The sequence below is a fragment of the Pseudomonas sp. B7(2017) genome (genome assembly GCF_002112745.1).
Lineage (GTDB): Bacteria > Pseudomonadota > Gammaproteobacteria > Pseudomonadales > Pseudomonadaceae > Aquipseudomonas > Aquipseudomonas ekonensis.
On the sequence record NZ_NEIP01000001.1, the window covers coordinates 182,982 to 195,710 of the forward strand.

Consider the following 12,729-nt stretch of genomic DNA (forward strand, 5'->3'; position numbering starts at 1 on the left):
AAATTATGATCTGGAGCAGTTTGGCAAGTGAATCGGCTTGTGTATGCTCCGTCCACGTTTCGGGCCCATGCTCACCTTATAAGAACAAGAACGTTGCCTATGACCCTCAGCCCCGACCTGTCGGGCCCCCTCGTGGAGCCCCGGGCTATCCGCAAGCACTACGCCATGCAGATGGCGGTCGAGCGCACGCGCCTGCTGTATCAGGGCTCACTGTTGCCCACGCTGTTCATGCTGATCAACGGTCTGGTCTGCGCCGGCCTGCTCTGGAGCCCGCAGCGCTACTTCGTGGTCAGCGTCTGGCTGGTATGGCTGCTGTCGCTGGTCGCCTTGCGGGTGATTCAGGTCGCCGCCTTCGATTCGGCGATCCCCGACCGACAAGCCCAGCCCGTCTGGCGCCGGATGTTCCTGCTCGGCTCGACCATGACCGGACTGACTCTGGCCGGCGCGGGCATCGCCCTGGTGCCGGCGGACAACTTCATGCAGCAGGCGTGGGTGTTCGGCCTGATCGGCGCCGCGACCCTGTCGGCCAGCGTCGCCTACGCCGTGAGCATTCCGGCGTTCCTGTCCTTTACCTTGCCTTGCCTGCTGCCGGCCATCGGTTACCTGTTCTGGGGCGGCGACGAGCAGGCCCGCGGCTGGGGCTGGCTGGGGCTGATCCTGCTCGGTTCGCTGAGCGTGGTGGCCTGGCAGATCAACCGGCTGATCGACCGCGGCCTGCTGCGGCGTTTCCAGAACCAGCACCTGATCGAACACCTGCAGCGGGCGCAGGCGCGCAGCGAGCAGCTCAACCAGGAGCTGGCGAAGGAAATCGAGCAGCGCCGCTGCGCCGAGGGACGTTTGCGCGAGGCCCAGGTCGAGCTGGAAGACCGGGTCGCCCAGCGCAGCCGTGAGCTGGACGCCGCCAACCAGGCCCTGAGCAAAAGCGAGGCGCGCCTGGCGCTGGCGCTCAAGGCCAGCGAGCTGGGCCTGTGGGACTGGAACCTGCAGACCGACGAAGTCCATCACACGCAAATCCAGGAACTGTTCGGCATCGACCCTGAGTACGTCACCGGGCTGCTCAGGCATCTGCGTCCGCGCCTGCACCCCGAAGACGTGCCGCCGCTCAAGCGGGCGCTGATCGAGCACCTCAAGGGCCGCACCGAGGACTATCAGATCGAGTACCGCGTGCGCCACGGCGACGGTCACTGGGTCTGGATCGAAGACCGCGGCCGCGCCGTGGAACGCAGCGACAGCGGGCAGGTCACCCGCATGGTCGGCACCCGGCGCGACATCAGCGTCAGCAAAAGCCAGGAAGCGCAACGGCAACTGGCGGCGACGGTGTTCGAGGCGGCCAGCGAGGGCATCGTGATCCTCGATCCGAACTACTCGCTGATCGCCATCAACCAGGCGTTCAGCCGGGTCACCGGTTACGACATCGAAGACATGCTCGGGCGCAACGTCGTCGAACTGCCGTGCAGCCGCGATGCACGCCGGCACTACGTCGCCATCCGCCATGCGCTGGAGCAGCACGGCACCTGGCAGGGCGAACTGGTGGAAACCCGCAAGAACGGCGAGCTGTACCCGCAGTGGCTGCAACTGAACGCTGTGCGCGATGATCGGGGAAACGTCAGTCATATCGTGGGCTTCTTCGCCGATCTGTCGGCCCGGCGCGAATCCGAGGAGCGCATGCGCTTCCTGACCCACTACGACGAACTCACCGGCCTGGCCAACCGCTCGCTGTTCCGCGAGCGCCTGCACGAGGCCCATCAGCGTGTGCGTCAGGGCGGGCGCCGCAGCCTGGCGCTGCTGCACATCAACCTGGACCGGTTCAAGCTGCTCAACGACAGCCTGGGCCATGAGGTCGCCGACCAGTTGCTGCAACGGATGGCCCGGCGGCTGGTCAGCGCGCTGCCGGAGGCGGACACCATCGCGCGGTTGTCCGGCGACGAGTTCGCGGTGCTGTTCGATGCCTACGGCAACCTGTCGAGCCTGGCGCGGGTCGCCACGCGCCTGCTGGCCAAGCTGCGCTTGCCGCTGACCGTGGAAGGGCACGAACTGGTGGTCAGCGCCTCCATGGGCATCAGCCTGCTGCCGGACAGCGCCCGGGAGATCGCCGCGCTGGTCAGCCAATCGAACATGGCCATGCAGCACGCCAAGCACCTGGGCGGCAACAACTTCCAGTTCTACACCGACAACCTGCAAGCCAGCACCCTTGAGCGCCTGCAGCTGGAAAACCAGTTGCGCAAGGCGATCGAAGACAAGCAACTGCACGTGTTCTACCAACCGAAGCTGTGCCTGGCCACCGGCCGCCTGAACGCCGCCGAAGCACTGGTGCGCTGGGATCATCCGACCCTGGGCCGGGTGCCGCCGGGGGACTTCATCGGGCTCGCCGAGGAGACCGGGCTGATCGGCCCCATCGGCGAATTCGTCCTGCGCCACGCCTGCCAGCAAGCCTGCGAGTGGCAGCGCCAGGGGCTGGAGCCGATCCGGGTGTCGGTGAACCTGTCGGTGCATCAGCTGCGCCAGGGCAAGCTGGCCAGCCTGGTGCGCCAAGTGCTGGAGGAAACCGGCCTGGCCCCGCACTACCTGGAGCTGGAACTGACCGAAAGCCAGTTGCTCGACAGCGTCGAGCACATCATCGCCACGTTCCAGCAGCTGCGCGACCTGGGGGTGAAGCTGGCCATCGATGACTTCGGCACCGGCTATTCCTCCCTCAGCTACCTCAAGCGGATCCCGGTGGATTACGTGAAGATCGACCAGGCGTTCATCCGTGGCCTGGGCGAGGGCAGCGAGGACGCGGCGATCACCCGGGCGATCATCGCCATGGCCCACGGACTGACGCTGAAGGTGGTGGCCGAAGGCGTCGAGCGGCCCGAGCAACTGGCCTTCCTGAAGGCCGAGGGGTGCGACGAAGTGCAGGGCTATCTGATCAGTCGTCCGGTGGAGGCCGACGCCCTGGCCGACCTGCTGCGCGGGCAGGAAAACCTGCGCTGAAGGGCTACATGCGGCGGATGCCGCCTGATACGGGGATATCGAGTGATGCATTGAGCAGGCAAAAAGCCAATTCATGTAGTATAACTACAAGCTTGCTACATGCCTTGCGACTGCCCATGGCAAGCGCCTGACCACAACAAGAGTCCAGCCCTTGAATCTGCTGCAACATATCGCCCAGTCACGTCACCTGTTACGCAAGTCGGAGCTCAAGGTCGCCGACCACGTGCTGCTTGACCCGGCGGCGGTGATGCACAGTTCCATGGCCGACCTGGCCCACAGCGTCGGCATCAGCGAACCGACCATCGTGCGCTTCTGCCGGGCCATCGGCTGTTCCGGTTTCCAGGACCTCAAGCTCAAGCTGGCGCAGAGCCTGGCGGCGGGCGCCAGCTTCGGTCAATTCGCCATCCATGAAGACGATTCGGTCGCCGACTACAGCCTGAAGATCTTCGACACCACCCTGCACACGCTGATGGAGGTGCGCGAGAAGCTCGACCCTCAGGAGCTGCAGCGGGCGGTGACCCTGATGTCCCAGGCCCAACGCGTCGAGTTCTATGGCTTCGGCGCATCCGGCGCGGTGGCGGCGGATGCGCAGCACAAGTTCTTCCGGCTGCTGCTGACGGCGGCGGCGTACTCCGACCCTCACATGCAGGCGATGTCCGCCGTGACGCTGAAGCCGACCGACGTGGCGATCTGCATTTCCCAGTCCGGCCGCTCCAAGGATCTGCTGATCACCGCCAACCTCGTGCGTGAAAGCGGCGCTTCGCTGATTACCCTGTGCCCGAGCCAGACGCCGTTGGCCGAGCTGTCCACCGTCAACCTGGCGATCGACGTGCATGAAGACACCGAGATCTACACGCCGCTGACTTCGCGCATCGCCCACTTGGTGGTGATCGACGTGCTGGCGATGGGCGTGGCAATGGCCCGCGGCCCGAGCCTGGTCAACCACCTCAAGAGCGTCAAGCGCAGCCTGCGCAGCCTGCGGCTGTCGCCCAAGGCCGTGAAACCCCTGGACGACTGACGCTGCAGGATCCTGGGGCGAGGGAGCCGGCGCCCTCGCCACATTCATCCGCCTGTAACCTCCGCGCCGCCAAACCGTCATCCCCCGGGCCTATCGTGAAACTCCCGTACTCGCCTTGGGAGACTCGAAATGGCTCAGCCCTACGAAGAACGCAACAGCGCTGCGAAAACCCGCCGTCAACAGGAAGACCAGCGCCGCATGGAGTTTCGCCGCGCCATCGAAGACCGCTTCGAGTTGCGCCAGCTTCAGGCCGAAATCAGCGACGTGCCCTCGGATTTCGAGTTCAACTACTGGCAGGCGGCACCGTCGGCTTCCCGGCGAAGCGCTCAACCAGCGCGCTGATCTGCGCACGTTCGCTGCGGATGAACGCCAGGAAGGCGTGAGCCACCGGTGACAGGCGCTTGGCCTTGGCCTGCACCAGGCACCAACTGCGCAGCAGCGGCAGTTCTTCGACCGGCAACTCCACCAGGCCGCCGGTCGCCAGTTCCAGGTTCAGGGCGTGGCGCGTCAGCAGCGCCAGGCCCAGGCCGGCCAACACGCATTCGCGCTGGGCTTCGGCCGAGGCCACTTCCTGGGTCTGGGTGAAGTGCACGCGCTTCTCCTTGAAGTATTCCTCGCAGGCCAGCCGCGTGCCGGAGCCGGGCTCGCGGATCAGCAGGGTATAAGGTTCAAGATCCTGCAGGCGCAGCGGCCCCATGTGCGACAGCGGATGGTCCGGCGGCGCCACCGCCACGATCGGGTTGTTGAGGAACGGCAGGAATTCCAGGCCCATGTCCTGGGGCACCATGGACATGATCACCAGGTCGTCGCGGTTGTCGGAAAGGCGGCGGATGACCTGGCCCCTGTTGACCACCGTCAGTTGCAGGTTCACTTCCGGGTGCTGGCGCTTGAAGGCGGCGAACAGGTGCGGCACGAAGTACTTGGCGCTGGACTCTACCGCCAGTTTCAGCTGGCCCTGCAACGATCCCTGCATGTCCGAAAGCTGCATGTCGAGGTTTTCCAGGCGGCCGAAGATGTCCCGGCTGGCCCGTTGCAGCGCTTCGGCGGCCTCGGTCATGTAGAGTTTCTTGCCTACATAGTCGAACAGCGGCTGGCCGATCAGCTCTTCGAGCTGACGGATCTGTAGGCTGACGGCCGGTTGCGTGAGGGACATTTCGTCGGCGGCGCGGCTGTAGGAGCGCAAGTCACACACTTCGTTGAAGATCTGCAATTGACGCAATGTCATACGCATCAAGGACTTACGCATTTTCTACCGGCTCTGGCGACGACTGGGTGCAATGACTATAAGTCTTTACTTATGTATGTCCCAATTTTTATTCATTTTTGTTAATCCTTTGCCGGCGCTAGTGTGAAGCGGCGACCAGATTGAAACATTTGGTCACGCGTCGACCTGGGTCTAGCAGGTCGTGGTTACCACCGGCTCAAGGGAACCTCCAAGTGATAACAAAGATCCTGATCGCCAACCGTGGTGAGATCGCCGTACGAATCGTGCGTGCCTGCGCCGAGATGGGCATCCGCTCGGTAGCGATTTTCTCCGACGCCGACCGGCATGCCTTGCATGTGAAGCGTGCGGACGAGGCCCACAGCATCGGTGCCGAGCCGCTGGCCGGTTACCTCAACCCGCGCAAGCTGGTGAACCTGGCGGTGGAGACCGGCTGCGATGCGCTGCACCCCGGTTACGGTTTCCTGTCGGAAAACGCCGAACTGGCGGAGATCTGCGCCGAACGCGGGATCAAATTCATCGGCCCGTCGGCGGAAGTGATCCGCCGCATGGGCGACAAGACCGAAGCGCGCCGCAGCATGATCAAGGCCGGCGTGCCGGTCACGCCGGGCACCGAAGGCAACGTGTCGGGGCTCGAAGAGGCCCTGAGCGAAGGCGACCGCATCGGTTACCCGGTGATGCTCAAGGCCACCTCCGGCGGTGGCGGCCGGGGCATCCGCCGCTGCAACAGCCGCGAAGAGCTTGAACAGAACTTCCCCCGCGTGATCTCCGAGGCCACCAAGGCGTTCGGCTCGGCGGAAGTGTTCCTGGAAAAGTGCATCGTCAACCCGAAGCACATCGAGGCGCAGATCCTCGGTGACAGCTTCGGCAACGTGGTGCACCTGTTCGAGCGTGACTGCTCGATCCAGCGCCGCAACCAGAAGCTGATCGAGATCGCCCCAAGCCCCCAGCTGACCCCGGAGCAGCGCGCCTACATCGGCGACCTGTCGGTGCGCGCCGCCAAGGCTGTGGGCTACGAGAACGCCGGCACCGTGGAGTTCCTGCTCGCCGACGGCGAGGTGTACTTCATGGAGATGAACACCCGGGTGCAGGTGGAACACACCATCACCGAGGAAATCACCGGGATCGATATCGTCCGCGAACAGATCCGCATCGCCTCCGGCCTGCCGCTGTCGGTGAAACAGGAAGACATCCAGCACCGCGGTTTCGCGCTGCAGTTCCGGATCAACGCCGAAGACCCGAAAAACAATTTCCTGCCGAGCTTCGGCAAGATCACCCGCTACTACGCCCCCGGCGGCCCGGGTGTGCGCACCGACACGGCGATCTACACCGGCTACACCATTCCGCCGTTCTACGACTCGATGTGCCTGAAGCTGGTGGTCTGGGCGCTGACCTGGGAAGAGGCCATGGACCGCGGCCTGCGCGCCCTCGACGACATGCGCCTGCAAGGGGTCAAGACCACTGCGGCGTACTATCAGGAAATCCTGCGCAACCCGGAATTCCGCAGCGGCCAGTTCAACACCAGCTTCGTCGAAAGCCATCCGGAACTGACCAACTACTCGATCAAGCGCAAACCCGAAGAGCTGGCCCTGGCCATCGCCGCCGCCATCGCCGCCCACGCAGGCCTGTGAGGAAAAGAACAATGAGCAAGAAGATTCATGTAACCGACACCATCCTGCGCGACGCCCACCAATCGCTGCTCGCGACCCGCATGCGCACCGAAGACATGCTGCCGATCTGCGACAAGCTCGACAAGGTCGGCTACTGGTCGCTGGAAGTCTGGGGCGGCGCGACGTTCGACGCCTGCGTGCGCTTTCTCAAGGAAGACCCGTGGGAGCGCCTGCGCCAACTGCGCGCCGCGCTGCCGAACACCCGCCTGCAGATGCTCCTGCGCGGCCAGAACCTGCTGGGCTACCGCCATTACAGCGACGACGTGGTCAAGGCGTTCGTCGCCAAGGCCGCAGTCAACGGCATCGACGTGTTCCGCATCTTCGACGCGATGAACGACGTGCGTAACCTGCGGGTGGCCATCGAAGCGGTGAAGGCCGCCGGCAAGCACGCCCAGGGCACCATCGCCTACACCACCAGCCCGGTGCACACCATCGAGGCTTTCGTGAACCAGGCCAAGCAGATGGAAGCCATGGGTTGCGACTCGGTGGCGATCAAGGACATGGCCGGCCTGCTGACCCCGTTCGCCACCGGCGAACTGGTCAAGGCCTTGAAGGCCGAGCAGTCGCTGCCGGTGTTCATCCATTCCCACGACACCGCCGGCCTGGCCGCGATGTGCCAGCTCAAGGCCGTCGAAAACGGTGCCGACCACATCGACACCGCCATCTCCAGCTTCGCCTGGGGCACCAGCCACCCGGGCACCGAATCGATGGTCGCCGCCCTCAAGGGCAGCGAGTTCGACACCGGCCTGAACCTGGAGCTGCTGCAAGAGATCGGCCTGTACTTCTACGCCGTGCGCAAGAAGTACCACCAGTTCGAAAGCGAGTTCACGGCGGTCGACACCCGTGTGCAGGTCAACCAGGTGCCGGGCGGCATGATTTCCAACCTGGCCAACCAGCTGAAAGAGCAGGGCGCCCTGAACCGCATGAACGAAGTGCTGGCGGAAATCCCGCGGGTGCGCGAAGACCTGGGCTACCCGCCGCTGGTGACCCCGACGTCGCAGATCGTCGGCACCCAGGCGTTCTTCAACGTGCTGGCCGGTGAGCGCTACAAGACCATCACCAACGAAGTGAAGCTCTACCTGCAAGGCGGTTACGGCAAGGCCCCGGGCACGGTGAACGAGCAGCTGCGCCGCCAGGCCATCGGCAGCGAGGAGGTGATCGACGTGCGTCCGGCGGACCTGCTCAAGCCTGAAATGACCAAGCTGCGGGCCGACATCGGCACCCTGGCCCAGTCCGAAGAGGACGTGCTGACCTTCGCCATGTTCCCGGACATCGGCCGCAAGTTCCTCGAAGAGCGTGCCGCCGGCACCCTGACGCCTGAAGTGCTGCTACCGATCCCGGAAGCGGGCAAGGTGGCTTCGGCGGGCGGTGAAGGCGTGCCGACCGAGTTTGTCATCGACGTCCACGGCGAAACCTACCGGGTGGATATCACCGGTGTCGGCGTGAAGGCCGAAGGCAAGCGCCACTTCTACCTGTCCATCGACGGCATGCCGGAAGAGGTGGTGTTCGAACCGCTCAACGAGTTCGTCGGCGGCGGCAGCAGCAAGCGCAAGCAGGCTTCGGCGCCGGGCCACGTCAGCACCACCATGCCGGGCAACATCGTCGATGTGCTGGTGAAAGAGGGCGATACCGTCAAGGCCGGCCAGGCTGTGCTGATCACCGAAGCCATGAAGATGGAGACCGAAGTCCAGGCGGCCATCGCCGGCAAGGTCACCGCCATTCATGTCGCCAAGGGTGACCGGGTGAATCCGGGCGAGATCCTGATCGAGATCGAGGGCTGACCGACAGCGCCGATGCAACGCTTTATACCTCGGGGGGGCATGTGCCCCCCTTTTTTTGTCCGCTGTTTCCGGCGGGAACGGCACACTCCGCCGTTCCCGCAGAACAGATCGGGCCGGCGCCGTCAGAAGGCCATGCGCCATTGGCCTGACACGCCGTGCCGGCGGCTGCGGTGACCGATATCGCCGCTGTAGCCCACGCCCAACGAATGTCTTGGCGAAACGGCCAGGTCCAGCCCCGCGTCCAGCGTCAGGTTGTTGCGGTCCAACGCTGTGCCTTTCACGGTGAAGTCCCTGCTGCCGGCCGCCAGTTTCTGGCGGGTGTGGCTTTGGACGTCGCCGTAGGTGTGTTTCCACCCGGCGCTGAACCGCGGCGTCAGTTGCAGGCCGTCCTCCAGTGCCTTGACGTAGGCAAGGCGCAGCCCAAGGGTGCTGCTGACGTTCTGTTGCGTCTGGCCATGGACCTGCAGCGAGGCATCGCCACCCTTTTCGGCATGGCTGTCGCGCCGATAGCGTTGAATGCCGAGGCTGGCAAAGGGTTCGGCGCTCAACCGGCCTTGGCCGAGGTTGTAGCCGAGCTCGGCAAAGGCCTGACCGGTGTGCGCCTCATATTTGCCCTTGGGTCGGTCGCTGAATCCGTTGTAGGTGACGCTGCGGTTACTGGCGCCGGCATGGTTGCCGTAGGCAGCGCCTAACCGAATGGCCATCGGCCCGCTCTGGCGCAAGGCGTAGGCCCCCAGGTGCCAACTGTCGAGCCGGCCCTCGTATTGCCGCCCGTCCAGTCGGGTTCGCGACTGCCCTCCGAGCACTCCCAGACGCCAATGCTCATCCACTGCCCAGTCCACCCCCAGCAGCAAACCTTGGGTCGCATGCCGCAGCGTACTGGCGCTTTCGCTGCGATCCAGCGTGCCGCCGTCGCTGAGAGCCTGCAGCCAGACACGGCTGCCGGTTTCGCCGCCGTTGGCCAGGAGCGGCGGGTTGCGCTCCACCGAGGGGCCATCGCCCGTCTGGCGCATGGCGGACAGCAGACTGGCGCCGACCGGTGCGACACTGCCCAGCGTCGCTCCCGCCAGGTTGGCGTTGCCGCCGGCGGACAGTTGTTCGAGGGCATGGGATGCGGTGATCCGGTTCGTGGTCAGCAAGGCTTTGACGGCGGTGTTGCCTGGGGCCGTCGCTCCTGCGGTGACAATGCCCGGGCTGGCCGGCGCCGATGGACCAGGCGCCTCGGGGGGCGTCGGTGGCCCGTCGGTCCCGGCAGGCTGTTCGGCGACCGGGTCTTGAGGGACAGTGTTTTGCGGCATGCCCGGATCGAGTGCTGGCTCCTCGATGCTTTTGGCGAGTTCGCGCCCGTTTTCACTGGCGGCTGCGTCATCGAGCGGAACATCGTTGCGGGCATAGGTCAGGCCGACCGTCTGACCGGTGTAGTTCACGGTTGGGGTCATGAAGGCCAGATCGCTGGTGACCTGACCGAACTGGCCCTCGACCAGGCTGGCCTGGATGATCGTATGTTGGCTCGTCTGCGCATAGTCGCCCGGCGCCGCGATGATGTTCAGGGTCGCGTCGCCGAGGCGGGCGGTGCCGCCGACATTGATTGTTTCGCCGACGTTGGCGGCGTCGATTCCATAGGCCAATACGGCCGTCTTTTGCAACTCGAGATCGCCCCGCACCCGAGGCGCCCCGTGAAGCGCGTTGACCTCCAGCTTGCCGGCAACCAGCAGATGGCCGGCTTCGCCGTTGCCGCGCAAGGTCGCTCGCCGATCCACCGAGACCTGGCCAAAAATGCTTCCCCGGTTGTTCAGCGTGGCGTTGTCCGCGACGAAGGCGCCGCCGGGGAAGTCGCCCGTTCCGGTCAATGTCCATTGGCCGCGCTTGATTCGCACATGATCGAAGTTGCGGCTTTCCCCGAGTTCGCCGACGTTGGCCGTGTCGAGCGTCATGGCGTTGACGCCTTCGCCGCCGTCGACGATGCCGTCGAACCGGCCTTTGCGGCTGACATTGACCAGATCGTTGGCCTCGCCCAGTTTTCGCGCGATGCCGTCGGAGCCGGATTCCGGCCGGATGACCGAAGTCGCTTGCGTGTCCGGATCCTTGAGATAGCTGTCGATCCGCGCCTTGTGCTCATCGAGCGGCATGAGTGCGGCGGGAAGGTCCTGAGCCGCCGCGTAACCGGCATGGCCGAGGGCGACGGCGACTGCCAAGGCCACGCAGTGTGGGCGAAACGTAGGTCGGTTGAGCATCGGGTTCTGCCTCGCTGGAAAGGAGGCCAAACTCTAAAAGTCGATGCCGGTGCGCCGATGCCGGGCGATTCTGCGTGTCGTGCAGGGGATGGAATCCGGTTTCGTAGCCGGGAGGAGGATGATCGGCCGACGTTCGTCATTTCACCCAGCGACATGACGCTATTGCCTACGGTCGGTGCTGAAACTTCGATTGGCGAAATGTCAGAAGCCCATCTACCGAGTGCGATGGTGATGCCCTGAATGCATCTGCATTGTTTTGCGTTTTTTACGACGAGAAACAGCCACATCTGCATTTTGTTGCAGATCTGGGGGCGCTTGGCGCCCAACGAACGCATTACAGTTCACCTACAAAACTGGGGCAGTATTTGAATATGTGGGATCTGAAATGAGCATGACTGTCGTCGAGAGCACAGTGCTCATCGAAAGCATTCAGCAGCGCTGGCCCAAGGAACCTTGGAGATCGGCGAAGCCGTTCGCCGTTTGCGCGTGGAAGTGACCGGATTGCACCAGACCCAGTTCGCGAAGATGTGCAGGATATCGGTGCGCACGCTGGTGCATATCGAGCACGGGGAAGGCAATCAGACGCTCAAGTCGCTGAATGCTGTGTTCCGCCCGTTCGGGCTGAAGATGGGCGTGCTGAGGATCCGCAGCGATGACCGCTGGCCCCGCAGCACACCCGATGCAGGGTAAGCCTTATGCGCGGCACTCGGCCAGGCCCTTCACCTGCCCCGACGCCGTCTGGTTTTCGTCGCTCAGCCAACGCTCGAACCCTGCCGCCACCGCCGGCCATTCCGAGTCCAGGATCGAATACCACGCCGTGTCGCGGTTCTGGCCCTTGACCACCATGTGCTGGCGGAACACGCCTTCGAAGGTGAAGCCCAGGCGTTCGGCGGCGTATTTGGAGCGGGCGTTGGCGTTGTTGCACTTCCACTCCAGGCGGCGGTAGCCCAGGGCGAAGGATTCCTTGGCCAACAGGTACACCGCTTCGGTGCTTTTCGGCGAGCGCTGCATCGGGGCGCCGAAGGTGACGTGGCCGATTTCGATGCGGCCCTGGGCCGGCACGATGGACATCAGGCTGAGGATGCCCTGGACCTGGCCGCTGGCGCGGTCGATCACGCTGAAGAAATACGGGTCGCTGGCGGCGGCGTGATGGTTCAGCCAGTCGTTGAACGCGCTGCGTTGCGGGAAAGGGCCGTAAGGCAGGTAGTCCCACAGTTTCGGATCGGCGCCGGGGCCTTGCAGGGCGTTGAACAGGTCATCGCCATGGCGGGCCGGGTCGAGTTTTTCCAGGCGGATGAAGCGCCCTTCGATCAGTGTGGTCGAGGGGGGCGGAACGCCTTTCCAGTCAGCGAGCGGGGTGGTCATGAAGGTTGATCCTCAAATGGCTTTGCGAAACTGGATGAAGCCCGGACGCTCGGCGATGCGCTCATAGAGGCGGATCGCCGTGGCGTTGGTTTCGTGGGTCAGCCAGTGCACCTTGCAGCAGCCGTCGGCCTTGGCCGTGGCGTAGACGTGTTCGATCAGCAGACGCCCGACGCCGGTGCCGCGGGTTTCGGGCGCCACCAGCAGATCCTGCAGGTAGCAGGAGTTCTCGATGCTCCAGTTCGAACGGTGGTAGATGAAATGCACCATGCCGACGGCTTTGCCGTCTGCCCAGGCGAGGGCCGCATGGGTCGGTTCGGCGGGGTCGAGGAAACGCTGCCAGGTGCTCTGTGTCACGGCGTCCGGCAACTCCGTTTGGTAGAAGCGCAGGTAGGCCTGCCACAGCGGCAGCCAGGCTGAGTGGTCGTCGGCGGTGACCGGGCGGATGTCGATTTGACTCATGGTGAGG

The 12,729-nt window shown here is 64.5% G+C and carries 9 protein-coding genes and 1 pseudogene; 6 read left to right on the top strand and 4 right to left on the bottom strand.

All coding sequences use genetic code 11. The features are described 5' to 3' along the window. Positions 1 to 99: 99 nt before the first annotated feature. The 3 genes from CAG29_RS00890 (at position 100) to CAG29_RS00900 (ending at position 4,333) form a co-directional block, all read left to right on the top strand. A complete protein-coding gene (locus CAG29_RS00890; RefSeq protein ID WP_085693763.1) occupies positions 100 to 2,973 on the top strand; it encodes a GGDEF domain-containing phosphodiesterase in 2,874 nt (957 codons plus the stop codon). 151 nt (positions 2,974 to 3,124) lie between these two features. Further along, on the top strand, positions 3,125 to 3,991 hold the full coding sequence (gene hexR, locus CAG29_RS00895) for a transcriptional regulator HexR (RefSeq protein WP_085579149.1): 867 nt from the start codon (positions 3,125 to 3,127) through the stop codon (positions 3,989 to 3,991). Between the two features lie 129 nt (positions 3,992 to 4,120). After that, positions 4,121 to 4,333 (top strand): PA3496 family putative envelope integrity protein, encoded by a 213-nt coding sequence (locus CAG29_RS00900; RefSeq protein ID WP_085579147.1) that lies wholly within the window; start codon positions 4,121 to 4,123, stop codon positions 4,331 to 4,333. Here CAG29_RS00900 and CAG29_RS00905 read toward each other — a convergent pair. After that, the gene (locus CAG29_RS00905) at positions 4,275 to 5,237 is read right to left on the bottom strand and encodes a LysR family transcriptional regulator (RefSeq protein WP_085579145.1); all 963 of its coding nucleotides are present in this window, start codon (positions 5,235 to 5,237) and stop codon (positions 4,275 to 4,277) included. The two genes, CAG29_RS00900 and CAG29_RS00905, sit on opposite strands and share 59 nt — an antisense overlap. A 191-nt stretch (positions 5,238 to 5,428) precedes the next feature. Between CAG29_RS00905 and CAG29_RS00910 the strand changes: the two genes are divergently transcribed. Beyond that, positions 5,429 to 6,844: an acetyl-CoA carboxylase biotin carboxylase subunit gene (locus tag CAG29_RS00910; RefSeq protein ID WP_085579143.1), complete on the top strand. Its 1,416-nt coding sequence runs from the start codon at positions 5,429 to 5,431 to the stop codon at positions 6,842 to 6,844. 11 nt (positions 6,845 to 6,855) lie between these two features. Next, on the top strand, positions 6,856 to 8,664 hold the full coding sequence (gene oadA, locus CAG29_RS00915) for a sodium-extruding oxaloacetate decarboxylase subunit alpha (protein WP_085693764.1): 1,809 nt from the start codon (positions 6,856 to 6,858) through the stop codon (positions 8,662 to 8,664). 122 nt (positions 8,665 to 8,786) lie between these two features. On the opposite strand, the gene CAG29_RS00920 is transcribed toward oadA, so the two are convergent. Then, the gene (locus CAG29_RS00920) at positions 8,787 to 10,898 is read right to left on the bottom strand and encodes an autotransporter domain-containing protein (RefSeq protein ID WP_085693765.1); all 2,112 of its coding nucleotides are present in this window, start codon (positions 10,896 to 10,898) and stop codon (positions 8,787 to 8,789) included. A 385-nt stretch (positions 10,899 to 11,283) separates the two neighbouring features. Between CAG29_RS00920 and CAG29_RS00925 the strand changes: the two are divergent. Continuing rightward, positions 11,284 to 11,588: pseudogene (locus CAG29_RS00925) on the top strand (helix-turn-helix domain-containing protein). Positions 11,589 to 11,591: 3 nt separating this feature from the next. Here CAG29_RS00925 and CAG29_RS00930 read toward each other — a convergent pair. Together CAG29_RS00930 and CAG29_RS00935 are read right to left on the bottom strand one after the other, a co-directional pair. After that, entirely contained in the window at positions 11,592 to 12,263 is a 672-nt protein-coding gene (locus CAG29_RS00930) for a GNAT family N-acetyltransferase (protein WP_085579137.1), read from the bottom strand. Positions 12,264 to 12,275: 12 nt separating this feature from the next. Beyond that, complete coding sequence (locus CAG29_RS00935; RefSeq protein WP_085579135.1) at positions 12,276 to 12,722, bottom strand: GNAT family N-acetyltransferase; 447 nt, start codon at positions 12,720 to 12,722, stop codon at positions 12,276 to 12,278. Between the last annotated feature and the right edge of the window lie 7 nt (positions 12,723 to 12,729).